This is a genomic window from Nocardia sp. SSK8, from assembly GCF_037034205.1.
Lineage (GTDB): Bacteria > Actinomycetota > Actinomycetes > Mycobacteriales > Mycobacteriaceae > Nocardia.
Genome location: NZ_JBAGKD010000001.1, coordinates 370,399 through 396,602, shown reverse-complemented (window position 1 = coordinate 396,602; position 26,204 = coordinate 370,399). Strand labels below are relative to the sequence as shown.

Genomic DNA, 26,204 nt, shown 5'->3' with positions numbered 1-26,204 from the left:
CCGCCGCGGTCGTCGCTACAGCGGAACCTCGTCCCACCAGCTGATCACCTCGTCCTGGGCCGAGGGCCGGGGCGCGCCGTCGCGGCCGCTGCTCCCCCGGCGGCTCACCGCGACAACATAATTCGCGCGATCCTCGTCCTCGGGGAAACTCAGCACCTGATGCGCCGTCTGGACGCGCGGGTTCGCGGGATCGGGAACCACCCAGCGCCGCAACGAGAACGGCACCCCGTCCTTGTCCCCCTCGTACCGGACCGCACCCGGCATCGCACCCACCACCGACCGCGCCTGCGCCGGACTCGCGTACTCGAGCACCAGATAGCTCACCGCCCCCGCCACATTCTCAGCCCGCTCGCACTGCCACCCCGCCGTGATCGGATTCCATTGCAGCGCAGGCTCTTTCCACTCCAGCTCACTCACATCCCGCACCGCCACACACCGCGTCCCCCGATACCCGGGCCCCTCGGTCACCGACCCCTGCGGCACCAGCGCCGGAAACACCCGCCGACTCGCGTCCAGCACCTCCGGATCGATCTCCCGATCCTCGGCCACCGAACTCGACGGCATCCCCCCACCCGAACTCACCGCCGCCTCGTCCTCGTCCCCCGGCCGCACCACAACCACCAGCGCCACCACCAACGCCAGCAACGCGAGCACCAGCAACACCAACGTCATCCACCCCAGCCGATGCACCACCGACACCTTCGGCGGAACCACCGGCCCCCCGTGCGGCCCCCACGGCCCGCCCCCGGGCGGCAACATCGGCAACCCACCAGTCGCGGGACCGTCCGGAACCCCGCCCCCTGGCCGCGCTCCGGAAGCCGCATCGCCCGGGCGAATACCCACTGCCGCACCGGGACCCGCCGGTGCGTTGTCAGGTCCACCCGTGCCCGGTGCGGCGCCACCCGGACCAGGGGCGACCATTCCCGTCCGGTCGCCGCCGGGCTCCGAAAGCCGACCGTCTCCCGGCGCGTTGCTCGATCCGGCCCCCTCGGCACCGGTTTCCGTGCCGGACCGTCGCGACATGGCCCCGTCGCCCTGTGGTGCTGCCGATTCCACCGAGTGCGAATCTTCCACTGCGCCATCGCCACGCCGCGACGCACTCGCGGTCCGGTCGTCGGAGTCCGGCAGATCCAGCGACGCTGAGCCGGGATAGCCCGGAGCGCCAGGTATCTGCTTGTCTCCGGGATCGCCCGGCGAGCCGACCGTAGCGATCCCGGCGACCTCGGTGAGGGCGTTGGCGTTGGCGGCCTCCTGCGCGGCGAGATCCGGCCTCGCGACGACATCCGTTGCGGCCGTCGCGGACACCTCGTCCTCGCCGGGTCCGGAATCCCGGTCCGCACCCGTGCGGTCTGGTTCCGGACTTCCGGGCGCCGCCTGGCCCGAGCCCACCGACGAACCGGCAGGCACAACCTCGGAGGTTCCCGCCTCTGTCCGAGCATCCGAGCTACCGGGACCGACGACCCAAGCCGCCGACGCCTCGGCTGCCAGGTCGCCGGACGGGGCGCCGTCTTCGGCGGAAGATGTCGCGACTCCGTCAGATCGGGTGCCGACCGATGGCGATCGACCGTCCTCTGGTGCGTGCGAGGCCGGAGCGGGAGCAGCGGGTTGAGGGCCACCGGCACGCGGCGGCGACGGGACCACCGATCCCCCGATATCGGGTCGCTGAAGCGACGGCGGCTGGGACGCGGCGAACGGCGGGACATCGGCGGGAGCCGAAGCATCACCGGCGGCGCGCTCGGCGTCTACCGCGCCCGGAGGCGACGGAACAGCGGGTGACGCGGCAGCAGCGGAAGGCTGAGCGCCACCGGCATGTTGGGCCGGAGGTGGCACTGGACTGCCGGGGGCAGGTCGCTGAGTGGCCACGGATGGTTGGGCAGGACCGGCTGGCGGAGCTGCCACGCCAGGAAATTGGGGCGCGCCGGGGTGTTGGGTGGGAGGGACAGCGGCGGGGCCAGGCTGCGCGGGGCCAGGCTGCACGGGGCGGGCCGACAGAGGTGCCTGCTGGTGCCAATTTGGTTGGGGTGCAGGGGGAATCGGTGCGGGGCGGTAGGCGGGCGCACGGCCCGAGGGTGGGACGGGCTGGCCCGGGGGTGCGATCGGCTGGCCCTGGGCCGGGTACGGGGTCGCCGGGGGGTAGTAGCCGGGGGGTGGGGTGGTCGGGCGGGGCAGGACGGGTGGGGTGGTGGCGGTGAGGGCGGCGCGGGCGGCGGTGGCGAAGGCGGTGCAGGAGTCGAAGCGGGCGGCGGGGTGTTTGGCCATGGCGGCGGCCAGGACGGCGTCCATGGCGGGGGGCAGGCCGGTGCGGCGCAGGGCCAGCGGGGGTGGGGGGAGGTAGAGGGTGCCGCGGATGATCTCGTTGGGGTCGGGCGAGTCGAACGGGGCGATGCCGGTGAACATCCAGTACAGGCTGCAGGCCAGGGAGTACTGGTCGGAGCGGTGGTCGAGTTCGGCGCCGGTCATCTGTTCGGGCGAGGCGTAGGCCAGGGTCGCGGTGAACATGCCCTGCTGGGTGAGGTGGGTGGAATCGGCGCGCAGGCGGGCGATTCCGAAATCGGTGAGGAACACCCGCTCCCCCTGGCCGCCGCTGGAACGCGCGAGCAGGATATTGGCCGGTTTCACGTCCCGGTGCAGCACCCCGCGCCCGTGCGCGTAGTCCAGCGCGTCGGCCACCCCTTCGATGATCTGCACGGCCCGCTCGGGCGGCAGCGTCATCGGGTCGACGGTGGCCGCGTCGACCCCGTCGACGTACTGCATGCTGATCCACAGCTGCTCGCCCTCGGTCCCCCGGTCGAACACCGTGACGATGCCGGGATGGTCCAGCCCGGCCGCCAGGTCGGCCTCCCGCTCGAACCGGGCGCGAATGCGCTCGTCGGCGAACAGGTCCCGGTTGAGCAGTTTGAGCGCGGTCAACCGGTCCAGGCGCGGATGCCGCGCCAGATACACCGTGCCCATGCCCCCCTGGCCGAGCATGCGCTCGATGGTGAACCCCGCGAACACCTCACCGATGTCGTGCACTGCGACCCCCTTCCGGCCTCCGTGGCGGACCAGCATGGCACCCGCCCGGCGGCGTGACCACGCTCATTCGAATTCTCGCCGGAAATCGGCGAAACTGGCTGCTATGCGTCCGGTATCGTCCGGGCGCGCTCGACGAGTAGTTTGCACCGCCGAAGCAGGGCGCCGACGCGCAGTGGGTGGTGGGGAGGATTCGGTGGTGATCGCTACCGCTACGGCGGCTGCCTGTCGCAGGCTGCTGCTGCACACTGTCGTGCTGGCCTCGGCCGCACTGTCCGTCTCGTGTTCGGTCCCCGGCACCGCGACCCCGGCGAGCGCGCCGACCGTCACCGTCGACAGCGGTGACGCCTGGGACCCGGGCCTGTCGATCGTGCTGCCCGATTCGCTGGCGGCGGAGTTCACCCAGTTGCAGGCGCGGCTGCCCGGGCAGGTCGGCATGGCGCTGATGCCGGTCGGCGGCGGCCGGATGACGATCTTCGGCGACTGGACCACCGGCATCGCCTGGTCCACGATCAAGGTGCCACTGGCCATCGCCGCGCTGCGCCACGAGCAGAACCAGTCGATCTTCGAGATGGTGCGCGCCGCGATCACCGTCTCGGACAACGACGCCGCCGAGGCCCTGTGGGAATCCCTCGGTGACGCCCCCGAGGCGCGCGCGGCGGTGGAGCAGGTGCTCGACGAGGCCGGGCGGCTGCCGTCGGGCAAGCTGGTGCACACCGATATCGACGAGACCGCCTTCGGCGGCACCGAGTGGTCGCTGGCCGATCAGGTGCGGTTCGCCTCGCGTCTGCCCTGCCTGCCGCAGACCGAGGTCGTGCGCTCGATGATGGGCCAGATCACCCCGGATCAGGCCTGGGGGCTCGGCCTGCTCGACGGCACCGAGTTCAAGGGCGGCTGGGGCCCCGACGACGACACCGGCATCTACACCGTGCGCCAGTTCGGCCTGGTACCGGTGGGCAGCGGCCGCCTGGCGGTGGCCATTGCCGCGCAGGCGGATTCGGGCACCTTCGCCGACACCACCGCCCTGCTCGACCATCTGGCGCTGCTGCTGTCGCGGCACCTGCCGAACCTGACCGGCGGCGTCTGCCCGGGCTGAGCCCGCCCGCTCAGCCGGGGACGACCAGGCCGGATTCATACGCCAGCACCACGGCCTGGGCGCGGTCGCGCAGATCGAGCTTCGAGAACACCTTGGAGACATGGGTTTTCACGGTCTGCTCGGCGACGAACAGCGCCGCCGCGATCTCGGTGTTCGACAGCCCCTTGGCCACCAGTTCGAGCACCTCGCGTTCGCGCGGGGTGAGCGCGCCCAGCGCCGGGGCGGCCGGGGTGCGCACCGTATTGCGCCTGCGGGTGACATCGGCGATGAGCCTGCGGGTGATGGTGGGCGCCAGCAGCGCCTCCCCGTCGGCGACCACCCGCACCGCGCGCACGAGTTCCTCGGCGGGCGCGTCCTTGAGCAGGAATCCGCTCGCGCCCAGGCTCAGTGCCTCGTAGACGTAGTCGTCGATGTCGAAGGTGGTGAGCATGAGCACCCGCACCGGCGGCTCGAAGCCCGCGGCGAGAATGGCGCGGGCGGCGTCGAGGCCGTTCATCTCGGGCATGCGCACGTCCATGAGCACCACGTCGGGACGCAGCCGCTTGGCCTCGGCGACGGCGACCTTCCCGTCGGGCGCGTCCCCCACGACGCTGATGTCGGGCTGGGCGCTCAGCAGTGCGCCGAAGCCCTGCCGCACCATCGCCTGGTCGTCGGCGATCAAAACGGTTATTGCCACCCGACCACCCTAATGCGCGCACCCGCGAAGCGTTCCCCGGACTTCGCCGCCCGTCGCGCGCCTATCCCCGGGTGATCGGCAGCCGAGCCGACACCTCGAATCCGCCGTCCGGCAGCGGCCCGGCGGCGAGCTCACCCCCGACCGCGCCGACCCGGGTGCGCATGCCCTCGATCCCGTGTCCGCCGCCGGGCCCCGGACGCGGCACGGTGGCAGCGGCGCTGTTGCGCACGCCCACAGTGATCAGCGCGGGACCCACCGCGACGGCCACGTGCACCGGCGCCCCCGGCGCGTGCCGGGCGGCATTGGCCATCGATTCCTGCACCACCCGGTAGACCACCAGCCCGGTGGACTCCGGCACCGCCTCGAGCTCCCCGGTGACGGTCCATTCCACCGGCAGCCCGGCCCGCTGCGCCGAGGCGCACAGCTCCGGCACGTCCGCGGCGCGAGGCTGCGGCGCGTGCTCGGGCAGCTGCCCGTCACTGCGCAGTACCCCGAGCAGCCCGCGGATCTCGTTGAGCGCGGTGCGCGCGGTGGCCCCGATGGACTCGAACTCCGCGCGCGCGGCCGGTTCCAGATCGGCGATCCGGTACGGCGCGGTCTGGGCCTGCACCACCACCATCGACATGTGGTGGGCCACCACATCGTGCAGGTCGCGGGCGATGCGCGCCTTCTCCTCGAGGATGGCCCGCCGCGCCCGTTCGAGCTCGGTGACCTCCTCCTGCTGTTCGAGCCTGCGCCGCGAGGCCAGCACGGTGCGCACCAGATAGCCGAACAGGGCCAGCGCGCCGAAGCCGATCACCCAGCCCCAGACCGGTCCGGACTCGGCCCCGGGCATAGTGGTGGCGAACAGCATGGACTGCGCCAGCCAGGCCACCACCACGATCGGCACCGGCGCCCGCAGAGCCACCGCGAACAGCAGCACGAACAGCACGATGACGTGCACCACCTGGAACGGCAGGTCGTTGCCCTGGCTCGGCGCGAGCGCCAGCGAGATCAGCAGCGCCGAGCCCGCCGAGATCGCCCAGCCCAGCGCCGGGTTGACCCGCACCAGCAGGATCGGGAACACCGCCAGCGCCGAGACCAGCGGCGCCAGCACCGGGGACACCTCGTGCGTGACGAACAGCGTGGGCCAGGCGATGCTGTAGAGGATCAGCGCGACCAGCACCGTGGCCAGGTCGAACCAGGTACGCGCGGGAACGCGGCGCGCGACGGGGCGCAGTTGTCCGGACATGTCCGCGAGCCTACGAACCGTCCGGTCAGCGGACCTCATACCCACGAGCGAAATCCCACCCCCTACCCTGGTGTGACCCCGGCGCCGGGTCACCCGCCCGCGCCCCTCGTGAACCGGTCCGCAGCGGGATGCCCGCCGCGCGCCCCGCTCCTTACCGTCGGAGGCCATGTACACCCCGCTTCGCCCGGTGCCCGCCGCTCGCCGTGCCCGTACCGCCGACTCCACCGCCTCCGCTCCCGCCCCGGCCCCGGCCGCGCAGCACCGCCGTCGTAGCGGGGTCGCGCTGTGCACCGCGGGTGTGGCGATGGCCGCCGCCGTCGTGATGTCCTCGCCGGGCGCCATGGGCACCACCCCGGATCTGCCGGAGAACGCCGCCGCCGCCGCGGTGGTGCGAGCGCTGACCGACGACGATCCGGACGCCCCCGCGCTGATCCCGCGCGATTTCGGCTTCAAGTTCGGCTACGACCCGGCGGTACAGAACGGCCTGCTGGTGAACCCGAACGGGGACTGCTCCTCGCCGGTGACCCTGCCCGCGGAGTTCCAGTCGGCCTGCAAGGCCCATGACCTGGGCTACGACATGCTGCGCTACGCCGAGCGGGTCGACGAGCCGCTGGGCCCGTGGGCGCGCCGGGCGGTGGACGCGGCGCTGAACCGGCGCATCCACGCCTCCTGCGAGCTGCGGGACGACGAGTTCTCCCGGGCCCGCTGCGGCGTGATGGCCGATATCGCCTTCACCGCCGTGGACGTGAACTCGCGCAGGCAGGAGTACCGCGCGCCGGTGGTGGAGAACGTCTTCGCCGAGACCGATCCGGCCGACCGCCCCAACCTGTGGCCACTGGCCAGGACGGTGCTGGGTCTGTTCGCGGCGACGGCGGCGACCGCGGTGATCATCGACGCGCTGCGCAAGCGCCGTCGGCGCCTGGTCTGACCACCTTGCCGAAAATTAGAACTTGTCCTAGTTTGCACCCATGACCCTGGTGATCGACGAGACGATCGAGATCGACGCACCCGCCGCGAAGGTGTGGGAGGTGCTCACCGACTTCGACCGCTACGGCGAATGGAACACCTTCTGCTTCGAGGCGAGCAGCACGCTGGAGCCCGGCACGCCGATCGACATGCGGGTGCAGCTAGGCGGCAACCGCCGTCCGCAGCGCGAGTGGATCCGCACCCACACCCCCGGCAGCGAGTTCAGCTACGCGATGAAGCCGGTGCCGCTGGGCGCGCTGCACAGCCTGCGCTCGCACACCGTGGTACCGCTGGGCCCGGACCGCTGCCGCTACGAGTCCCGCTTCACCCTCGCGGGCTGGCTCAGCCCGGTCGTCGAGCTGGCCCTGGGCAAGCACCTGCGCGCGGGCTTCACCGCCATGACCGCGGGCGTCGGCGCCCGCGCCACCAGCCTGGTCGACTGAGAAACGGGGTGCGCCAGGCCCTTTCGGCCCGGCGCACCCCGCCTCGGTTCTTCGCTCAGATGCCCGCGGGCACCGGCAGCGCGCCACGCGCCGCCTCGTAGGCCGCGCCCACCCGGTACAGGCGGTCGTCGGCCAGCGCGGGCGCCATGATCTGCAGACCCACCGGCAGGTTGTCGTCGGCCGACAGGCCCGAGGGCACCGACATGCCGCAGTGCCCGGCCAGGTTGGTGGGCAGGGTGCACAGGTCCGACAGGTACATGGCCAGCGGATCGTTCACCTTCTCCCCCAGCTTCCACGGCGTGAACGGGCTGGTCGGCGAGACCAGCACGTCGACCTTCTCGTAGGCGGCGTCGAAGTCCTGCGCGATCATCGTGCGCACCTTGAGCGCCTGACCGTAGTAGGCGTCGTAATAACCCGCCGAGAGCGCGTAGGTGCCGATGATGATGCGGCGCTTGACCTCCGGGCCGAAACCGGCCTCGCGGGTCAGCGACATCACCTGGTCGGCGCTGTGGGTGCCGTCGTCACCGGCGCGCAGGCCGTAGCGCATGGCGTCGAAGCGCGCCAGGTTCGACGACACCTCCGAGGGCATCACCAGGTAGTACGAGGACAGCGCGTACTCGAAGTTCGGGCACGACACCTCGATCACCTCGGCACCCAATTCCTTCAGCACCGCGACGGCCGCGTCGAAGGAGCCGAGCACACCGGGCTGGTAACTGTCGGAATGCAATTCGCGCACCACACCCACGCGGACACCGCTCAGGTCACCCGACGCACCCTGTCGGGCCGCCTCGACGACCGGGGCGACCGGCACGTTGCGCGAGGTGGAGTCGCGCGGGTCGTGTCCGGCGATCACCTCGTGCAGCAGCGCGGTGTCGAGCACCGTGCGACCACACGGGCCACCCTGGTCCAGCGAGGACGCGCAGGCCACCAGGCCGTAGCGCGAGACGGTGCCGTAGGTGGGCTTCACGCCGACCGTCGCGGTGACCGCGGCGGGCTGACGGATGGAACCGCCGGTGTCGGTGCCGATGGCCAGCGGCGCCTGGAACGAGGCCAGCGCGGCGGCCGAGCCACCGCCGGAGCCGCCGGGGATGCGGGTGGTGTCCCACGGGTTGCGGGTCGGCCCGTAGGCGGAGTTCTCGGTGGAGGAGCCCATGGCGAACTCGTCCATATTGGTCTTGCCCAGGATCGGGATGCCCGCGGCGCGCAGCCGCGAGGTGACCGTCGCGTCGTAGGGCGACATCCAGCCCTCGAGGATCTTCGAGGCGCAGGTGGTCGGCATGTCGGTGGTGGTGAAAACGTCCTTGAGCGCCAACGGGACTCCCGCCAGCGCCGAGGCCGGGGTCTCGCCCGCGGCGCGCGCGGCGTCGACCACGGCGGCCGCGGCCAGCGCCTCGTCGCCCGCGACGTGCAGGAACGCGTTGAGCTCACCGTCGACCGCGGCGATGCGATCCAGGTGCGCCTGGGTGACCTCGGTGGAGGACACCTCGCCACCGTGGATCTTCGCCGCCAGCTCCGCCGCCGACAGCTGGGTCAGCTCGCTCATTCGCCCTCTCCCAAGATCTGCGGGACCAGGAAACGCTGCTCCTCGACGGCGGGCGCCTGGTCCAGCGCCTGCTCGGGGGTGAGACCGGGCACGACCACATCGGGCCTGGTCACATTGGTCGTCGGGTTCGGCGACGCGGTGGCGGGGACGTCGGCGGCGACCTCGGAGATGGTCCGCACGTGGCTGAGGATCGAATCCAGCTGACCGGCGAACTGGTCGAGTTCGGCGTCGGTCAACGCCAGCCGGGACAGCCGGGCGAGGTGAGCGACCTCGTCACGGGAGATTGCGGGCACCGCGGGACCCCTTTCGGCTTCGGTGGGCAGTGATGGCCTACAGCCTAGTTGGCACGGCTGCGCAGCAGTCCGCAGCCCTGCGCATGGCCGGAGCGCAGGCGGAGGTACGCCTATCGAGGTGGCCGGGCGGGGTCGGACGCACCCACCGCGCACGAAAGTTCGCACTTGTCGCGCGGATGGGGTCATACTTCGAGTCGAGAACCGGCGTACCGGGGTGTAAGTATTGCGTCACCGGGTATTCGTCTCGAACAACCTCGGCCGTCAAGGAAAGGAACGCACGTGTCATACCTGCTCCGCGTGCAACTTCCGGATCGACCGGGAAGCCTCGGGTCCCTCGCGCTCGCGCTCGGCGGCGTCGGCGCCGACATCCTCTCCCTGGACGTGGTGGAGCGCGGCGCCGGTTTCGCGGTGGACGATCTGGTGGTCGAGGTCCCCACCGGCGCCCTGCCCGACACCCTCATCACCGCGGCCGAATCGGTGCGCGATGTGAGCGTCGACTCCATCCGCCCGTACTCCGGAGTGCTCGACACCCACCGCGAACTCGAGCTGATCGACCAGGTCGCCAGCGCCCGCGACGACCGGTTCCAGGTGCTGGTGGACGGCTGCCCGCGAGTGCTGCGGGTGGGCTGGTCCACCGTCATCGGGCTCGGCCCGGCCGGGGCCTATCGTGTGGTCGGCAGCCCGAGTGCGCCGGAGACACAGGCGGGTTCGGCGCCGTGGATGCCGCTGGAGAAACCGATGTGGCTCGACGGCGAGGCCGAGTGGGTGCCGCAGATCTGGCGCGACATGGACACCAAGCTGGCCGCCGCCCCGCTGGGCAATACCGGCAAGGCGCTGCTGCTGGGCCGTCCGGGTGGTCCCGATTTCCGGCCGTCGGAGGTCGCGCGGCTCGGGTATCTCGCCGGGATCGTCGCGACCGTCCTGAACTGAGTCGTCAGTCCAGCGCCAGGCGCATCACGTGGAGCTGTAACCCGTCGTGGGTGGACCAATTGCGTTCCGGCACAGCGACGAAACCCAAGCGTTCGTAGATGCGGTGCGCGTCGACCATGGTCGCCATGGTGGTCAGCGCGATCGCGGAGTACCCAGCCGCGCGCGCCTGCTCGATCACCGCGCGCACCAGCGCGGTCCCCGCGCCCAGGCCGCGCGCCCGCTTGGCGACGGCGAGCATGCGGAATTCGAGTTCACCCGGCAGCGCGATCTCGGCGTACGGGGTGCCCGGCTCCGCGATGGTGAGCGAGCCTGCCACCTGCTCGTCGTGGATGGCCACCAGCACCTGCGCCGCGGCGGCGCGGGCGGCGACGTCGCCGAGCTCGGTGACGTATCCGTCCTCGGGTGAGACATAGCCGTCGCCGACGTACACATCGACGGTCAGGGCGGAGATCGCGGCGTATTCGCTGGGGTGTGCGGTGCGGATCTCGAGGCCGGAGCCGGGGGTGGGGGCGGACGAACCGTGCATCATCGAATGATCCCACCCGGACCGCTGTGAGCTCGCCCTCACCCGGAAATCGGGTCCGCGGTGAGCTCGCGGTTCAGGACCCGAGGTAGGGCCGCAGGCCCGGGTGATCGGCGACCCACCGGTCCGGATTGTGCGGCGGATAGGCGACGACGAGCTGGTCGCCGACGGCGGGCCAGTGCGCGGCGTCCCAGGCGAAGCGCCGGTAGACCACGGTCCCGCCCACCGAAGGGCCGGTGATCGTGCCGGTGATGGTGACGTAGTGCTCGCCGGTCATGGCGGGCAGCGGGCTCACCCCGGTGACATAGAGGGAACCGTGCTCGAGGTTCGCACCCCGGCCCTTGCCCGAGCGGGCCAGGAACACGGCGCCGATCGTCACGGCCAGCATCGTCACCATGGCCGCCGCCATCACCACTTCGAGCATGACCCCATGTTAGGCCCGGTCAGAGCGGGGTGAGTGCGCTGACCCCGGCGTCGCGGCGCAGCTGCCAGACCGCGGTCCTGGTTCGCTGGGAGCGCCCGTTGCCGCGATCGATCAGCGCCCGGTGGGCGGTGGTGTAGAGCAGCTGGGCGCCGCGGGCATTGGTCTCCGGATTCTGGAACAGCTGCACCAGCCGGTCGGTCTCCTCCACCGGCAGCCCGGCGCCGAGATCGTCGACGGCCAGCACCTGGCCGGTGTCGAGCGCCTCGAGCATGGCGGGCAGCACCCGCAGCAGCGCGCGGGTCGCGGTGGACTCGTCGGCCAGCTCGAAAGGCACATCGATGCCCTCGTGCACCAGGCTCAGCCCGGCGCCGCGGCGGTCGACCATGCGTCGGTAGAGCGCGTCGCGGGCCGCGCGCAGGGTGCTCAGTTCGCGTTCGACCAGGATCGGATCGGCGCCGCCCTGGTCGAGTTGTGCTGCCAGCGCGCCGATCTCGGCGTCGAGGTCGCGCAGGTAGTCGGCGTACATGGGGTCGTGTTCGGCGACGAGCAGGTCCTCGATGCCCAGGTCGGCGCTGCGCAGCAGCATGAGCAGGCGGGCGGCGTTGTCGGGCGAGCGGGAGATGTGGCTACCCAGGTCGTGGGCGAGCGCGTCGGTGCCGATCTCGCCCTGCTGCACCCGCAGATTCGCGGCGAACCAGCGATAGGCGGGCACCAGCGCCTCGGCGTAGAGCTGCCCGGCCAGGCTCAGCAGCAGCGCGTTCGGCCGCACCAGCGGCACCAGCGCCGTCACGCCGTAGCGGGCCGCCTCGAACATCGGCCCGATCTTGACCTGATCACCCTGGCGCTCGAAGACGATCCGCTTGCGCGAGCGCGGATGGGTGTAGAGCCATTCCGCGATCACGTCGGCGTTGTCGAGCCGGAACCCATAGGTGTAGGGCACGCCCTCGGCGATGAACCCCGCCACGAATTCCGAAGGGCGATCGGCGAATCCGAGATGCGGGCGGCGCACCGGCCCCGCATACGGATCCCACCCACTCACCGAATGCAGCACCGCGTCCCGCATCTGCGCCAACGCGTCGACCAGACTGGTCTTCCCCGCCGCCGCCACCCCGTGCACCGCCGTCACCGGCACGGCCAGCGGACTTCCGGTCCCCTTACTGAGCCGCAGCTGCTGGGCCTCGGCCAACGATCCGTGGTTGGTCACTTGAAAACTGCGCAGCAAAGGTCCGCCTCTCCGAGATTCCCGGCAAGACTATGCGACGGCGGACGCTCCACGCCCGACGTGCCGCCCCACCAGTGCCGCGCCACGGCTGGGGTGTTGCGGTGACCGTGGCCGCCGCAGGCAACTCCGCGAGCGTCGCGGACCACACACAGCGGGAACGAACAAACCGGTCGGCACCTGCCCGCGCACGACCTCCGCGGCGCCGACCGTCCAGCGATGGCCGCGCGCGCACGAGACCGACGGATTACCATGCTGGGCACCGCGGCCGACCGGCGCGCGGACTCCGGATCGGTGACGAGAACAGGTGCGCGTGATGGCAGTTCGGGTAATGATTCGCGGCGTAGTCGTCGCGGCGGTGTCGGTGGGTGCGCTGGTGCCGGTCGCACTGGTCACGGCACCGGCGGCGGTGGCCGATCCGTGCCCGAACGGGACCGCGCGGGTGTTCCTCGGGAACTCGACGAATTCCTGTCAGGGGGCCGGGTCGGTGTCCTATACCGAGGCGCCGGTGTCGAAGGTGTGCTCGATGTCGGGCACGCATGTGGCCGTCGATGTCGAGGTCAAGGCCAGGAAGACCACCACGCGCCACGTCGAGATCAGCAATGGGCAGTGCGCGACCTTCGATATGAGGACGCAGCTCGGCAACACCGTCACCGTCACCCCACGCTGAGCGGGTCCGGCGTCCCGCGGCGGCCGGTTACTCGTCCTCGGTGGGCTCCGGCGCGGGGGTGACCGCAGCGGGTCCGGCGTCCAGGAGCAGCCGGAAGCCGTCCTCATCGAGGATCGGCACGCCCAGCTCCTCGGCCTTGGCCGCCTTGGCGCCGGGCGCCTCGCCGATCACCACGAACGCGGTCTTCTTCGACACCGAACCGGCCGCCTTGCCGCCGCGCACCAGGATCGCCTCCTTGGCGCCGTCGCGGGTGAAGCCCTGCAGCGAGCCGGTGACCACGATGGACAGGCCCTCGAGGGTGCGCTCGATGGTGTCGTCGCGTTCGTCTTCCATCCGCACGCCCGCCGCACGCCACTTGCCGACGATCACCCGGTGCCAGTCGACGGTGAACCACTCCACCACCGCGGCGGCGATGGTGGGCCCGACGCCGTCGGTGGCCGAGAGTTCTTCCACCGTCGCGGATTCGATGCGCTCGAGACTGGCGAACTCCGCCGCCAGTGCCCGAGCAGCGGTCGGCCCGACGTGCCGGATCGACAGCGCGACCAGCACCCGCCACAGCGGCCGGTCCCGCACCGCCCGCAGGTTCTCCAGCAGCCGGTGCCCGTTCTGGGTGAGCCGGCCCTTCTGATTGGTGAACAGCGGGACGTCGAGTAATCGCTGCTCGTCGAGGCCGAACAGGTCGCCCTCGTCGACGATGGCGCCGAAGCGCAGCAGGGCGTCGGCGGCCTTGTCGCCGAGCGCCTCGATGTCGAAGGCGCCGCGCCCGGCCAGATGGAACACCCGCTCGCGCAGCTGCGCGGGACAGTGCTGCTGGTTGGGGCAGCGGATATCGGCGTCGCCCTCCTTCTCCGGCGCCAGGGCGGTGCCGCAGTTCGGGCAGTGCGTGGGCATGACGAAGGCGCGCTCGGTGCCGTCGCGGGCGTCCACCACCGGCCCGAGCACCTCGGGGATCACATCGCCCGCCTTGCGGATGGTGACGGTGTCCCCGATCAGCACACCCTTGCGCACCACCTCCGAGGCATTGTGCAGGGTGGCCATGGACACCGTGGACCCCGCGATGGACACCGGTGCCATCACCGCGAACGGGGTGACCCGGCCGGTGCGGCCCACATTGACCTCGATGTCGAGCAGCGTGGTGGTGGCCTCCTCGGGCGGGTATTTGTAGGCGATGGCCCAGCGTGGGGCGCGCGAGGTGGCGCCCAGCCTGCGCTGCAACGCCGTCTGGTCGATCTTGATCACCTGGCCGTCGATCTCGTGCTCGATATCGTGGCGGTGCTCGCCCCAGTAGGCGACCCGCTCGATCACCGCGTCGATGCCCTGGACGAGGCGGGTGTGCGCCGAGACCGGCAACCCCCAGGCGGTGAGGGCCGCGTAGGCCTCGTGCTGGGATTCCGGGCGGTACCCGTCGATCCGGCCGAAGCCGTGACAGATCATCCGCAGCCCGCGCTGCGCGGTGATCGCCGGGTTCTTCTGCCGCAGCGACCCGGCGGCGGTATTGCGCGGATTCGCGTACGGCGGTTTACCTTCGGCGACGATCTGGGCATTGAGCGTCGCGAAGTCCTCGAGCCGCAGATAGACCTCGCCGCGCACCTCGAGCAGCTCCGGGATCGGGAACCGCTCGCTCGCGGCGAGTTCGGCCGGGATGTCCTCGATGGTGCGCGCGTTGAGCGTGACATCCTCGCCGGTGCGCCCGTCACCCCGGGTCGCCCCACGCACCAGCTTGCCGTGCTCGTAGACGAGATTCAGTGCGACACCGTCGATCTTGACCTCGCACAGATAGTGCGGATCCGCGCCCGCCTCCGCCTCGACCCGGCTCGCCCAGGCCCGCAGCTCGTCGTAGTCGAAGACATTGTCCAGCGACAGCATCCGCTCGAGATGGTCCACCGCGGTGAACTCGGTCGCGAACCCACCACCGACCAGCTGGGTCGGCGAATCCGGCGTCCGCAGATCCGGATGCGCGTCCTCGAGCGCCTGCAACTCGCGCAGCAGCAGATCGAACTCGCCGTCACTGATGATCGGCGCGTCCCGCACGTAATACCGGAACTGATGCTCGCGCACCCGCTCGGCCAGCTCCTGCCACCGCACCCGCTGCTCGGCGGTCGCCCCCGCCACCTCCACACCCGTCGAAACCCCGATGTCGCTCACCCCTCGAACCCTAGCCGACCCCACCGACACTTCCGCCCACCGTTCCCGCACGTCGCAGCCCTATTCGGGCCCGATCACCGCGAGCCGGGGGAAGTAGGTGCGGTCACGCTGTCCGCACCGCCGCGGACCACGATGCGCAGGGTGCCGCCGTCCTCGACCACATCGAGTTCGTCACCCTCCCGCAGGTTGAATTTCGCCCGTAGCTCGGCGGGAATGGTGACCTGCCCGTTCGCGTTCATCCGCACGTCGACCTCCCTCTATTAGACAGCTCGCTATTAGAGATAGCGCGGGCGGCGGTCAGTCGGCGGTGATGGAGTCCGGGTCCTCGGTGAGGGCGCGGGCGGCTTCGGTGAGGAGGGTGAGGGCATGGCGGGACCAGGGGAGGGTGGCGGTGGCCAGGCCGCAGGTGGGGGTGATCAGGATCTGGTCGGCCAGGAGGCGGCGGGAGAAGCCGAGGCGGTCGATGAGGCGGACGGCGGGTTCGGCGATGGTGCGCCAGGTGGGCGGGGTGGCCGGGGCGGCAGTGGGGGCCAGGCCGAGGGCGACCTTCTTGCCCGCGTCGAGGATCTCGCCGAGGGGGTCGAGGTCGGCGGTGGTGATGGTCGAGGCGTCGAAGGAGATGCCCGCGGCGGCGGTGCGGCCCAGGGTGGACAGGGCGGGGCGGGAGGCGCAGGTGTGCAGCAGGACCGGCGCGGACTGGGCGGTGATGACCGTGTCGAGGATGTGCAGGGCCTCCGGTTCGGGCAGCGCACGAATGGTGTTGAGGATGCTGGGGCCCTGGAGCGAACCGTCGAGGACGGTGGTGAGCCGGGGTTCGTCCAGCTGGACGATCACCTCGGCACCCAGCCGCCTGCGCACCTCCGCGGCATGCCGGGCCAGCCCTTCGGCGAGGGATTCCGACAGATCGCGCACCGCCCCGGAATCGGTGAGCACGCGATGCCCACCGGGCAGCTCGACCTCGGCGGCCAGCGTGAGCGGACCCGCCGACTGGATCTTCACCACGCGCCCGGTCCCCGCGAGACCCGCTGTCTCCCAAGCTTCTTCGATCGCGTCGAGGTCGGCGCGCAGCACATCCCTGGCCCGCCGCGACACCGCGCCGGGCCGCGCGGCCAGCCGGTAACCCCGTGTGGTCGAGTCGAAGCGCAGGTCGACCAGCAGCGCCGAGACCCGCCCGATCATGTCGGCCCCGATCCCCCGCTCCGGCAGCTCCACCAGATGCGGCAGCGCGGGCAGTTCACCGATGATCGTCGCGGCGGCCTCGCGCGGGTCGGTGCCGGGCCAGGAACCGATGCCGGTGGCGACGCCGCCGGTCAGCAGGTCGACCGGCTCCGGTGCGGCGACCTCCCGCGAGTTCTCGCTCCGCCACAATGCCACGCGCTCAACACCTTTCAACTCGTCGGCCCCGCACCGTCCCGGCGCGAACCCGGTGTCGCGCGGGCGTCAGCGCCGATCCGGCGATGCCCGCGACCACTGTTCGCCATCTTGCCCGCACCTGACCCATACATCCCTACCGACCGTGACCGAGCCGACCCTACGCAGCCGGGTTCACTACGACCGAGCAGACCCTCCGCACCCAGGCTCACTACGATCGAGCGGGCCATCGACACCCCGGCTCGCGGTGACTGACCACGGGATCTGCGCGGCAGCCCGCAGACGATCCGGCGCGCCGGGGTGGATCAAGCCGACGCGTCGACCGCGTCCGCCACGGCCCCGGAGCGATCGGTGCCGTTGATCGTGCCGCTGCCGACCACCGTATCCCCGCCCTCGGCATCCGGCAGATACAGCACGATGGCCTGCCCCTTCGCGACGCCGGTGAGCGGCTCCCGCAGCCGGGCCACCAGCCCGTCACCCACCGGCTCCACCACGGCGGGCGCGGTGCCGCCGTGCGCGCGCACCTGCACGACGCACTCGACCGGCCCGTCCGGCCGTACGCCGGAGGTCCAGATCGCCCGGTCGGCGGTGATCACGTCGACCTGCAAGTCCTCGGCCGAACCGACCTTGACCGTCCCCGACTCGGGATCGATCCCGGTCACATAGCGCGGCTTGCCGTCAGCGGCGGTGTGGGTCAGCCCCAGCCCCTTGCGCTGGCCCACGGTGAACCCGTGCACGCCCTCGTGCTCGCCGAGCACCGTGCCGTCGGCATCGACCAGCGCACCCGGCCGGATGCCGATCTTGGCGCCGAGGAAGGCGCGGGTGTCGCCGGAGGGGATGAAGCAGATGTCGTGGCTGTCGGGCTTGTTCGCCACCGCCAGACCGCGCTCGGCGGCCTCCTCGCGGATGCGCGGCTTCGGGGTGTCCCCGACGGGGAACATCGCGCGCGCCAGCTGCTCGGCGGTGAGCACCGCGAGCACATAGGACTGGTCCTTGTCGGCGTCGACCGCGCGGCGCAGCACACCGTCCTCCAGCCGGGCGTAGTGCCCGGTGACGACAGCGTCGAAGCCCAGCGCGGCGGCCCGGTCGGCCAGGGCGGAGAACTTGATCTTCTCGTTGCAGCGCAGGCACGGATTCGGGGTCTCCCCCGCGGCGTAGGCGGCGACGAAATCGTCGATCACGTCTTCCTTGAAGCGGTCCGCGAAATCCCAGACGTAGAACGGGATTCCGAGCACGTCGGCCGCGCGGCGCGCGTCCCCGGCGTCCTCCTTGGAGCAGCAGCCGCGCGACCCGGTGCGCAGCGTGCCCGGGTTGGCCGACAGCGCCAGGTGCACGCCGACCACCTCGTGGCCCGCGTCCACGGCCCGCGCCGCGGCCACCGCCGAATCGACACCACCACTCATCGCGGCGAGAACTCGCATCAGGCACCTCCTCTAGCGCCGGCCAGGCCCGCGGCCCTGGCCCTGTCGATGACCTGCGGCAGCACGGTCAGCAGTGCGTCGATATCGGCCCCGGTCGAGGTGTGACCCAGCGAGAACCGCAGCGAACTGCGCGCCTGCCACGGCTCCACCCCCATCGCGATCAGCACATGGCTGGGCGAGGCGACGCCCGCGTTGCAGGCCGAGCCGGTGGAACACTCGATGCCCGCGGCGTCGAGCAGCATGAGCAGCGAGTCGCCCTCGCAGCCGGGAAAAGTGAAATGGGCATTGCCCGGCAGGCGCGCGGCGTCGGCGGGCCCGTTGAGCAGCGCCTCGGGCACGACCTCGCGCACCCCGGCGATCAGCCGGTCGCGCAGCTCACGCAGCCGCTCGGCGCGCGCGGGCAGCTCGGCCACGGCCTCGCTCAGGGCAGCGGCCAGCCCGACCGCGGCGGCCACATCCGACGTCCCCGAGCGCAGATCGCGCTCGTGTCCCCCGCCGTGCACCAGCGGCACACACGGCACCTGCCTGCCCAGCAGCAGCACGCCGATCCCGTGCGGACCGCCCACCTTGTGCCCCGCCACGCTCAGCGCCGACAGCCCGCTGGCCCCGAAATCGACCGGAAGCTGGGTCACCGCCTGGATCGCGTCGCTGTGCATCGGAATACCGAATTCCGCGGCGACCGCGGCCAATTCGGCGATCGGCTCGACCGTGCCGACCTCGTTGTTGGCCCACATCACGCTGACCAGCGCCACCTCGTCGGCGTGCGCGGCCAGCTCGGCGCGCAGCACCTGCGGATCGAGCACCCCGTCGGCGTCCACCGGCAGCCAGCTGACCCGCGCGCCCTCGTGCTGCTCCAGCCACTCGACCGCGTCCAGCACCGCGTGGTGCTCCACCGCGCTGGTGACGATCCGGGTCCGGCGCGGATCCGCCGCCCGGCGCCCCCAGAAGATCCCCTTGACCGCCAGATTGTCGCTCTCGGTCCCCCCGGACGTGAAGATCACCTCCGAGGGCCGCGCCCCCAGATCCGCCGCGATCGACTCGCGCGCCTCCTCCAGCGACCGCCGCGCCGCCCGCCCCGACCCGTGCAACGACGAGGCGTTCCCGACCATCCCGAGCGCAGCCGTCATCGCCTCGACGGCGGCGGGCAGCATCGGAGTGGTCGCCGCATGATCGAGGTAGACCGTTGTGGGCGCTCCGCTGACCGGACCCGAATAAGCCGACTTCATGACCGACAAAGCCTATACCACCGCTGACCTGGGCATCTTCGGGGTACCCCCCTGATTTCTACGATTTTGACACTGGTCACAACACGTGTATCACCTCTCCGCATTCCCGAATCGGCGGCCGACGATCTTGCGCCACCTGCTTCGCTCAGCGTTCGGTGCCAGCACGGCGCCTCGGCGGGTCGCGATCACGGTCTCGGTCTCGCCAGGAACAGGGTCGCGATCTCCGAGTTCGGCGATCTGGCCTTCGAGCAGCGCGATCTCCCCTTCGGCCGCGGACTGCACAGCCTGAGCGGCGGCGATCAGCGCCGGTTTTGATGCACTGGTTAAAATTCTGACTATGGCATCAGCGAAGGGGACGGCGAGCTTCATCGAGCTGGCACGGCGACGGCAACTCGTGGATGCCGCGATCGCGACGATCGCGGATGTGGGGCTGGCGAAGGCGTCGAACGCCGCGATAGCGGCTCGCGCGCGGGTGAGCCCGGGACTGATCAACTATCACTTCGGGTCCCGGCAGGGTCTGATCGACCAGATGCGCGCGACGATCCAACAGCGAGTCGACGAAGCGATGCAGCCCGTCGAGGTGGACGACAGCTATGTCTCGGCGCTGGAAGGAATGCTGCGGCGGTTCGCCGCGTACTGCCTCGACAACCTACCGGCCATGCTCGTGCTGACGCAGTTCGAACGGCATGACCAGGCAGGTGGGACGGCCGAGGATGCCGAGCGGGTCAAGGGTCTGGCGGAATTGCGCTCGTTCATCGTCGAAGGACAAGACTGCGGCCAATTCCGGCCGACGGACGCCCGGCTCGCCGCTTCGGTCCTGATGAACGCGATGACGGACCTGCCACGGGAGATCCGGGACCGCGGCGAGGTCGACCGCGCCGTGTTCGAGCGCCACTGGCCATCACTGTTCGTCAACGGCATCGCCGTGACAGAGGAGGAAAACGATCATGCCGACAGGTAGGGACCGGTCGACCGGCCCGCGGGTGCGCCCCCAGCGCTCCGCCACGACAGCGGGGACGGTGTCGCCGGTCGTGGTGCTGTTCGTGCTGTCACCGCTGATCGGCGAAATCGTCGGGGCGGCATTCCGATTCAGTTATCTCGCCCAACCGCTGCGAGCCGTCGCGATCCTCTGCTTCTACGGTGCGGGCGTACTGCTGATCCGGGAAGTAGCGCGACGCCGGGGCCTCAACGGGTGGGGGCTGCTGTCGCTCGCCGTCGCCTTCGGCGTCCTCGAGGAAGGGCTCGGGTTACAGACGATCTTCAATCCGCAAGGCATGGACGGCGAAACCGTCTACGGGCGGGCGCTCGAGGTGAACTGGCTGTGGGCGGTCGTGGTCACCGGATACCACGCGGTATGGAGCATCGTCATCCCGATCGTGTTGACGCACCTGATCTTTCCCGCCCAGCGACACACCGCCTGGCTGTCGCGTTCGATGCTGACCGTCGTCGCGGCGGTGTTCGCCGTCGGGTTCGCCGTGTTCGTGTTCATTTCGCTCGTTCGGTCCGATTTCCGCCTGTCCGCCTGGCAGATCATCGGCGGGGTCGCGGCGGTGATCATCCTGGTGTGGTCGGCGGGCAGGTGCGGGCGACCGTGGGACGGCATGTCGACGAAGCGGTGCCCCACGGCCGCGACCGTCGGCTGGGTCGGATTCGGTGCGGGACTGGCGTGGCTGATGCTGTATGTGGTCGCCTTCATCGGCAGCCCGGCCCCGTTTCTGGTGTGGACGCTGGCCGCACTGCTCTTCGCCGCCGCTGTCGCCGGAATCCTGCGCCAGTGGGTGGCGCGACCGGGCTGGAGCCGACGCCATCAGCTCAATGGCTGTCTCGGCGCCGTGCTGGCGTTGTGGCTGTTCGGTCTGTTCCTCGTCGCGAATGGTGGCCGGACTGACGACGTCGTGTTCCACTTCGTCGTACTGGCCGCTACTACCGTCGGCTACCTGTGGCTTCGCGGGCGGACCCGCCCCGCGTCACCCGACGCCGATGCGCACCCCGGCGACCCGGCTGTCGCACCGTGACCACCACTCCCGCGACCGGGTGCCGAGCGGACCTCAGCGCATCCACCGGCCGGTCGAGCGGCTGACCGTCAGTGCGAAGATGACCCCGAACACGACAGTGGCGAGCACAGCCCAGAGCCTGGCCCCCGACGCACCGCCCACCGCGACCGAGACCGCGCCGAAGGTCCCGATTCCAGCGAACACCGCGACGATCCATCGGCCCACCCGTCGGCGGAACAGCATCGCGACCGAACCGCCGAACCAGATCAGGATCGGCACCTCGAGTGCCACCGCCACCACGATGCTCGCCCCCGAATCGTCACCGATGGCATCTTCGAGACTGCCGACGACCGCGGCGACCAGCAGGGCCACCACCGCGCACACACCGGCGATGACCGCCGACAGGATCGCGGCGGTCATCGCCGCGCCACCGGAGGCGGCCACGTCCCCCTGACGTCTCATCCGCCCATCTCACCACATCTCAGATCGCACCCCGCCATGTGATCCACATCACACATTGTCACGGGGATGGGGCGGGCGGCGTCTTGTGTCCGAACCCTTGCTGGACGAAGGAGACAGGACATGAGCACCGAGAATCACATCGTGGTGGTCGGTGGCGGGTACGCCGGTGTCATGGCGGCCAACCGCCTGACCCAGCGTGCGGACGTCACCGTGACCCTGATCAATCCGCGCGAGGTCTTCGTGCCGCGGTTGCGGATGCATCAACTGGTCGGCGGCACCCACGACGCGGTCGTCGACTACCGGGACATCCTGGCCGAGAATGTCCGGCTGGTGGTCGACAGTGTGACGCGGATCGATGTGGCCGAGCGCAGAGTTATGACTGCCGATGGCGATCCGATCGGCTACGACTACCTGGTCTACGCGGTGGGCAGTGGCGATGCCGAACCGCCGGTGCCTGGCGTCGCCGAATACGCCCACCCGGCCGCGACTTTCGAGGCCGCCGGGCGGTTGCGGTCGGTGCTGTGGGATACGCCGATGACGGCGCCGGTGACGGTGGTCGGGGGTGGGCCCGCCGGGGTCGAGACCGCCGCGGAGCTGGCCGAGCGGGGGCGCCGGGTGACGCTGGTGTGCGGGATCGCGCTGATCGCGTTCCTGCACCCGAAGGCGCGGCGTCGGGCGCACCGGTATCTCACGAAGCTGGGTGTGCGCGTCATCGAGGGCGCCGAGGCGGCCGTCACCGCCGTGACGGCGGATTCGGTGGAACTCGCCGACGGCCGGTCACTGCCCAGTGCCGTCACCGTGTGGGCGGCCGGTTTCAGCGTGCCCGAGCTGGCCGCGCGCAGCGGGCTGAGCACCGACGCCATCGGGCGGTTGCGCACCGACGAGACGCTGACCAGCGTCGACGACGACCGCATCGTCGCGGCGGGCGACGCGTCGGTCCCCTCGGACATCCCGTTCCGGATGAGCGCCTACACCGCCTACTGCCTCGGCGCGCACGCCGCCGACACCCTGCTGCACCGCCTCGCGGGCGACCAGCCCACCCCGGTCGACATGTCGTTCCCCGCCATGTGCCTGAGCTTCGGCCGTCACGCGGGCATCTACCAGCTCGGTCGCAGGAACGAGACCGGCATCCGGCTGTTCTTCGCCGGAGCGGTGGGCCGCAAGCTCAAGGAATTCGCCTGCGAGGCCGGGATCAAGCACCTGGCCAAGGAGGCGACCGCACCGGGCTCGCACCGGTGGTTCCCCGACGGCAAGTACCGGCCCACGCTGCTGGCCCAGCGCGAGCACGCGGTACCGATCGCGTGAGCGGTCGCGGGCGGTCGACCGAGGCCGGGCTTCGGTCGCCGCCAGCCCCAGCATTCGGGGGCATTCCGGGCGGGCGGATCGGCCATATGCTGCCGGAATGATGAGCACCACCCGCGCCGCGCGCACCGTCACCGCCGCCCTCGCCCTCACCGCCGCACTGGTCGCGGCCGCCGGTCCCGCCGCCGCCGAGTCGCCGTCGAGCGGCTCCGCGGGCACCGGTTCCGCCGAGCTGGCCCAGTCGCTGTTCACCGCGATCGGTTGCTACGTCGGCGCCAATACCTGCGGACCGATCGTCATTCCGGCGCAGTAGGCGGACGGGGCGACGGCGCGGTAACGGGGCCGGGCCGTCGGCTCGGTGCGCCCGCACCGTGATGTCGGTGTCGCGCGGGGTCAGCGCGTACACCGCGGCGGCACCGAGCACTCCCCCGGCGATCCCGGTGGTCTGGAGGGATTCGGTGAACGCGACCGCCGCGTCCACGATCTCGCGGCGTCAGCGGATCTCCCCCGGCCCGCACGACGAATCGTTCGCCGACGACGTGGCCGACATCGCCCTCCGCGGTCTCCGGCCCCGCTGGGACCGGGCTCAGCAGGTCGCCGAATCGGTGACGGTGCCGGTGGCGCGGTTCCAGGTGACGCAGCCGCCGGTGAAGTCGCTGCGTTTGCCGCCGGGGATGTCGTATTCGTCGGTCACCGGGTAGCCGAGGTAGGAGCGTTCCCAGCCGAGGGCGGCCCAGCGGTCGCGGATGCGGCCGTTGACGCCGTGCGGGCCGGTGCCGGGGCTCCAGTAGATCGAGGCGCCCTGCTGGTCGTCGCCGGTGAAGTGGGTGTACCAGCCGTTCTCCAGGCTCATGGTGTTGGTGGTGGGCCAGCCGTAGCGGCCGGTCTCCCAGCCGGAGTCGGCCCACTTGCGGTGGATGCCGTAGCCGTTCTGGCCGTAGTCGTGGACCCAGTGGGCCTGTTCGCCGGGGCGCCAGTAGATCGAGGACTCGGGGGTGGTGCCGCCGCGGCTGAAGTGGTTGTACTTGCCGCCGTATTCGGCGGTGGGGCACTCGTCGGTGATGGGGACGCCGGTCGCGCGGTGTCCGCCCGCGTTCCACATCGTCTCCTTGATCAGGCCGTGCACCTCGTGCACGCCGGTGTCGGCGCGCGAGTACAGGATGCCGGGCCATCCGGGCGGGCCCGCGTAGTCACGCAGGAACACCCCGCCCTCCTCGCTCTCACGCTCGGGGCCGGTGGGGGCGCCGAGCAGATCGCGCAGGGCCGGGTCGCTGTGGTAGCGGTCGTCGATCGCCGAGCCCGCGGCGAGGGTCTGCGGCGCGCTCGTCACCCCGCAGAGGGGCCAGCCGGATTGGGCCGCGGCCGGTCCGGCCGCGAGTGGGACCAGTCCGGCGGCCGCGATCGAGACGGCGGCGGCGCCGATCCCGATCCGCCTAGCGGAGTGCCGAAAGAGGTTGTGCTGCATGGTGTCCTCTCCAGGAGTCGAATGCTGTTCATGCCAGTTCGCCGGGGCGCCGGGCGCGGTTACCGGGCCTGCGGAATCGTTACGTACGCTAAGCACCGTTATCGCCTCGCAACGCGAGCCCGTCTGCCCGGCCCGGGCCGGAGCACCCCTGGTGACGGACGGATGTGAATTTCGTCGCCACCGCCGGATCAGCCCGGCGACGGGCGGGCATGAAATGATTCCGTGATCTGAAGCGGAACGCGATAGTGGGAGTGACAGCAGTGAAGTTGATCGGTGTGATCGGTGGCGGCACCATGGGTGCCGGAATCGCGGAGGTCTGCGCCAAGGCGGGCAGCGAAGTGCTGGTGCTCGAGACCAAGCCGGAGTTCGCCGAGGCCGCCGAGCAGCGCATCGCCACCTCGATCGGCCGGGGTGTGACCAAGGGCAAGATCACCCAGGAGGAGGCCGACGCCGTGCTCGCGCGCGTGCGGGTCACCCTCGACATCGCCGAGTTCGCCGATCGCGACCTGGTGATCGAGGCCGCCCCGGAGATCGAGTCGGTGAAGTACGAGATCTTCGGCAAGCTCGACAAGATCGTCAAGCCCGAGGGCATCCTGGCCACCAACACCTCCTCGATCCCGGTGATCAAGGTCGCGGGCGCCACCGAGCGTCCCGAGCGCGTGGTGGGCGTGCACTTCTTCAACCCGGTGCCGGTGATGCCGCTGGTGGAGATCATCTCCACCCTGGTCACCGCGCCGGAGGCGGCCGCGGCCGTCACCGACTACGCCAAGAACACCCTGGGCAAGCTGACCGTGCAGGCCGGTGACCGCTCCGGCTTCATCGTCAACGCGCTGCTCATCCCCTACCTCTGCTCGGCCATCCGGATGCTCGAGTCCGGCTACGCCACCGCCGAGGACATCGACGCGGCCATGAAGGGCGGCTGCGGCTACCCGATGGGCCCGCTGACCCTGCTCGACACCGTCGGCCTGGACATCGCGCTGGCCGCCGCGGAGTCGCTCTACGCCGAGTTCGCCGAGCCGCACCTGGCCCCGCCCGCGCTGCTGCGCCGGATGGTCGACGCGGGTCGGCTGGGCCGCAAGTCCGGTCGCGGGTTCTACGACTACGCGAAGTGATCGGTTCCCGCGGGAGCCGGTCCGGCTCCCGCGGGCGTCGAACGAACCGTATCGTCTCGCTTCGGTGGTAACCTACGCTGATGACGAACGATCGCCCTCCGGCCGCCTCCCGGCGCAGTGAACGCTCGCGCCAGGCCATTCTCGCCGCCACCCGCGAGCTGGTCTCCGAGGTCGGCTACGGCAAGGTGTCCATCGAGGCCATCGCGGCCAGGGCCGGGGTGGGCAAGCAGACCATCTACCGGTGGTGGCCGTCCAAGGGCGCGGTGATCTTCGACGCCTTCCTCGCGCTGAGCGAGTCCGCCGACGGCCAGGAAATGCGGCTGCCCGACACCGGCGACCTGGCCGCCGACCTGAAACTCGTGCTGCGCGCGACCGTCGCCGAGTTCGCCGACCCGGACTTCGAGCGCCCGATCCGCGCGCTCAACACCGAGATCATCACCGATCCCGAGCTCGCCGCCCAGTACCGCGAGAAGCTGGCGGGCCCGGTCGACGAACTCAAGAAGCAGCGCCTGCGCAGCGCCCAGCGGGCGGGCCAGCTCGATCCCGGCGCCGATCTCGACCTGGTGCTGGAGATGCTCTACGCACCGCTGTTCCAGCGCTGGCTGCTGCGCACGGGCCCGCTCACCGACGACTACGCCGACGCGCTGGTCGAGCGCACGCTGCGCGCCTTCTGTCCCTGA

At 71.0% G+C, this 26,204-nt stretch carries 27 protein-coding genes; 11 read left to right on the top strand and 16 right to left on the bottom strand.

The genetic code is table 11. The features are described 5' to 3' along the window. Window positions 1-15 precede the first annotated feature (15 nt). A complete protein-coding gene (locus tag WA675_RS01795) occupies window positions 16-3,015 on the bottom strand; it encodes a serine/threonine-protein kinase (RefSeq protein WP_336081299.1) in 3,000 nt (999 codons plus the stop codon). Between the two features lie 196 nt (window positions 3,016-3,211). Here WA675_RS01795 and WA675_RS01790 point away from each other — a divergent pair, with 196 nt between their 5' ends. Then, window positions 3,212-4,108 carry a hypothetical protein gene (locus tag WA675_RS01790; protein WP_336081298.1) on the top strand — a complete coding sequence of 299 codons (897 nt, stop codon included), beginning with the start codon at window positions 3,212-3,214 and terminating at the stop codon, window positions 4,106-4,108. A 10-nt stretch (window positions 4,109-4,118) separates the two neighbouring features. Here the strand turns inward: WA675_RS01790 and WA675_RS01785 are convergent, their stop codons facing one another. Both WA675_RS01785 and WA675_RS01780 read right to left on the bottom strand, forming a co-directional pair. After that, complete coding sequence (locus tag WA675_RS01785) at window positions 4,119-4,784, bottom strand: response regulator transcription factor (RefSeq protein ID WP_336081296.1); 666 nt, start codon at window positions 4,782-4,784, stop codon at window positions 4,119-4,121. A gap of 61 nt (window positions 4,785-4,845) precedes the next feature. Further along, window positions 4,846-6,015 carry a sensor histidine kinase gene (locus WA675_RS01780; protein WP_336081295.1) on the bottom strand — a complete coding sequence of 390 codons (1,170 nt, stop codon included), beginning with the start codon at window positions 6,013-6,015 and terminating at the stop codon, window positions 4,846-4,848. Between the two features lie 166 nt (window positions 6,016-6,181). Between WA675_RS01780 and WA675_RS01775 the strand changes: the two genes are divergently transcribed. Then, window positions 6,182-6,943, top strand: coding sequence for a hypothetical protein (locus WA675_RS01775; protein WP_336081293.1), 762 nt, complete (start codon window positions 6,182-6,184; stop codon window positions 6,941-6,943). Between the two features lie 40 nt (window positions 6,944-6,983). After that, window positions 6,984-7,424 (top strand): SRPBCC domain-containing protein, encoded by a 441-nt coding sequence (locus WA675_RS01770; protein ID WP_336081292.1) that lies wholly within the window; start codon window positions 6,984-6,986, stop codon window positions 7,422-7,424. 55 nt (window positions 7,425-7,479) lie between these two features. Here WA675_RS01770 and gatA read toward each other — a convergent pair whose 3' ends face one another. Continuing rightward, the gene (gene gatA, locus WA675_RS01765) at window positions 7,480-8,967 is read right to left on the bottom strand and encodes an Asp-tRNA(Asn)/Glu-tRNA(Gln) amidotransferase subunit GatA (RefSeq protein WP_336081291.1); all 1,488 of its coding nucleotides are present in this window, start codon (window positions 8,965-8,967) and stop codon (window positions 7,480-7,482) included. Then, on the bottom strand, window positions 8,964-9,260 hold the full coding sequence (gene gatC / locus WA675_RS01760; protein WP_067493225.1) for an Asp-tRNA(Asn)/Glu-tRNA(Gln) amidotransferase subunit GatC: 297 nt from the start codon (window positions 9,258-9,260) through the stop codon (window positions 8,964-8,966). The genes gatA and gatC overlap by 4 nt, the downstream gene beginning before the upstream one ends. 279 nt (window positions 9,261-9,539) lie before the next feature. On the opposite strand from gatC, the gene WA675_RS01755 reads away from it, so the two are divergent. Then, entirely contained in the window at window positions 9,540-10,190 is a 651-nt protein-coding gene (locus WA675_RS01755) for an amino acid-binding protein (RefSeq protein WP_336081288.1), read from the top strand. Window positions 10,191-10,194: 4 nt separating this feature from the next. Here WA675_RS01755 and WA675_RS01750 read toward each other — a convergent pair whose 3' ends face one another. The 3 genes from WA675_RS01750 to WA675_RS01740 form a co-directional block, all read right to left on the bottom strand. Then, window positions 10,195-10,716 (bottom strand): GNAT family N-acetyltransferase, encoded by a 522-nt coding sequence (locus tag WA675_RS01750; RefSeq protein ID WP_336081287.1) that lies wholly within the window; start codon window positions 10,714-10,716, stop codon window positions 10,195-10,197. Window positions 10,717-10,789: 73 nt separating this feature from the next. Next, the gene (locus WA675_RS01745; protein WP_336081286.1) at window positions 10,790-11,137 is read right to left on the bottom strand and encodes a hypothetical protein; all 348 of its coding nucleotides are present in this window, start codon (window positions 11,135-11,137) and stop codon (window positions 10,790-10,792) included. Window positions 11,138-11,156: 19 nt separating this feature from the next. Next, the gene (locus WA675_RS01740; RefSeq protein WP_336081284.1) at window positions 11,157-12,341 is read right to left on the bottom strand and encodes an AAA family ATPase; all 1,185 of its coding nucleotides are present in this window, start codon (window positions 12,339-12,341) and stop codon (window positions 11,157-11,159) included. 331 nt (window positions 12,342-12,672) lie between these two features. On the opposite strand from WA675_RS01740, the gene WA675_RS01735 reads away from it, so the two are divergent. Next, window positions 12,673-13,026 carry a hypothetical protein gene (locus tag WA675_RS01735; RefSeq protein WP_336081282.1) on the top strand — a complete coding sequence of 118 codons (354 nt, stop codon included), beginning with the start codon at window positions 12,673-12,675 and terminating at the stop codon, window positions 13,024-13,026. 27 nt (window positions 13,027-13,053) lie between these two features. Here the strand turns inward: WA675_RS01735 and ligA are convergent, their stop codons facing one another. The 6 genes from ligA to WA675_RS01705 all read right to left on the bottom strand — a co-directional run bounded on the left by ligA (window position 13,054) and on the right by WA675_RS01705 (window position 19,558). Then, a complete protein-coding gene (ligA, locus tag WA675_RS01730; RefSeq protein WP_336081280.1) occupies window positions 13,054-15,171 on the bottom strand; it encodes an NAD-dependent DNA ligase LigA in 2,118 nt (705 codons plus the stop codon). A gap of 74 nt (window positions 15,172-15,245) precedes the next feature. Continuing rightward, window positions 15,246-15,410, bottom strand: a complete 165-nt coding sequence (locus WA675_RS01725; protein ID WP_336081839.1) for an AbrB/MazE/SpoVT family DNA-binding domain-containing protein — start codon at window positions 15,408-15,410, stop codon at window positions 15,246-15,248. Between the two features lie 58 nt (window positions 15,411-15,468). Continuing rightward, a complete protein-coding gene (locus WA675_RS01720; protein WP_336081837.1) occupies window positions 15,469-16,485 on the bottom strand; it encodes a methionine synthase in 1,017 nt (338 codons plus the stop codon). 362 nt (window positions 16,486-16,847) lie between these two features. Beyond that, on the bottom strand, window positions 16,848-17,963 hold the full coding sequence (mnmA, locus tag WA675_RS01715; protein ID WP_336081278.1) for a tRNA 2-thiouridine(34) synthase MnmA: 1,116 nt from the start codon (window positions 17,961-17,963) through the stop codon (window positions 16,848-16,850). After that, window positions 17,963-19,189: a cysteine desulfurase family protein gene (locus tag WA675_RS01710; protein WP_336081276.1), complete on the bottom strand. Its 1,227-nt coding sequence runs from the start codon at window positions 19,187-19,189 to the stop codon at window positions 17,963-17,965. The genes mnmA and WA675_RS01710 overlap by 1 nt, the downstream gene beginning before the upstream one ends. Before the next feature lie 90 nt (window positions 19,190-19,279). After that, window positions 19,280-19,558, bottom strand: a complete 279-nt coding sequence (locus WA675_RS01705; RefSeq protein WP_336081275.1) for a hypothetical protein — start codon at window positions 19,556-19,558, stop codon at window positions 19,280-19,282. On the opposite strand from WA675_RS01705, the gene WA675_RS01700 reads away from it, so the two are divergent. Then, window positions 19,527-20,150: a TetR/AcrR family transcriptional regulator gene (locus tag WA675_RS01700; protein WP_336081274.1), complete on the top strand. Its 624-nt coding sequence runs from the start codon at window positions 19,527-19,529 to the stop codon at window positions 20,148-20,150. The genes WA675_RS01705 and WA675_RS01700 overlap by 32 nt on opposite strands. Before the next feature lie 70 nt (window positions 20,151-20,220). Then, complete coding sequence (locus tag WA675_RS01695) at window positions 20,221-21,204, top strand: hypothetical protein (RefSeq protein WP_336081273.1); 984 nt, start codon at window positions 20,221-20,223, stop codon at window positions 21,202-21,204. A 33-nt stretch (window positions 21,205-21,237) separates the two neighbouring features. Here WA675_RS01695 and WA675_RS01690 read toward each other — a convergent pair whose 3' ends face one another. Next, complete coding sequence (locus WA675_RS01690) at window positions 21,238-21,645, bottom strand: hypothetical protein (RefSeq protein WP_336081272.1); 408 nt, start codon at window positions 21,643-21,645, stop codon at window positions 21,238-21,240. Window positions 21,646-21,765: 120 nt separating this feature from the next. On the opposite strand from WA675_RS01690, the gene WA675_RS01685 reads away from it, so the two are divergent. Both WA675_RS01685 and WA675_RS01680 read left to right on the top strand, forming a co-directional pair. Further along, window positions 21,766-22,950, top strand: a complete 1,185-nt coding sequence (locus WA675_RS01685; protein WP_336081271.1) for an NAD(P)/FAD-dependent oxidoreductase — start codon at window positions 21,766-21,768, stop codon at window positions 22,948-22,950. A gap of 97 nt (window positions 22,951-23,047) precedes the next feature. Next, on the top strand, window positions 23,048-23,260 hold the full coding sequence (locus WA675_RS01680) for a hypothetical protein (RefSeq protein WP_336081269.1): 213 nt from the start codon (window positions 23,048-23,050) through the stop codon (window positions 23,258-23,260). Window positions 23,261-23,533: 273 nt separating this feature from the next. Here WA675_RS01680 and WA675_RS01675 read toward each other — a convergent pair whose 3' ends face one another. Further along, window positions 23,534-24,412 carry an LGFP repeat-containing protein gene (locus WA675_RS01675; protein ID WP_336081268.1) on the bottom strand — a complete coding sequence of 293 codons (879 nt, stop codon included), beginning with the start codon at window positions 24,410-24,412 and terminating at the stop codon, window positions 23,534-23,536. Window positions 24,413-24,672: 260 nt separating this feature from the next. On the opposite strand from WA675_RS01675, the gene WA675_RS01670 reads away from it, so the two are divergent. Together WA675_RS01670 and WA675_RS01665 are read left to right on the top strand one after the other, a co-directional pair. Then, on the top strand, window positions 24,673-25,524 hold the full coding sequence (locus WA675_RS01670; protein WP_336081267.1) for a 3-hydroxybutyryl-CoA dehydrogenase: 852 nt from the start codon (window positions 24,673-24,675) through the stop codon (window positions 25,522-25,524). Window positions 25,525-25,604: 80 nt separating this feature from the next. Then, window positions 25,605-26,204: a TetR/AcrR family transcriptional regulator gene (locus WA675_RS01665; RefSeq protein WP_336081266.1), complete on the top strand. Its 600-nt coding sequence runs from the start codon at window positions 25,605-25,607 to the stop codon at window positions 26,202-26,204.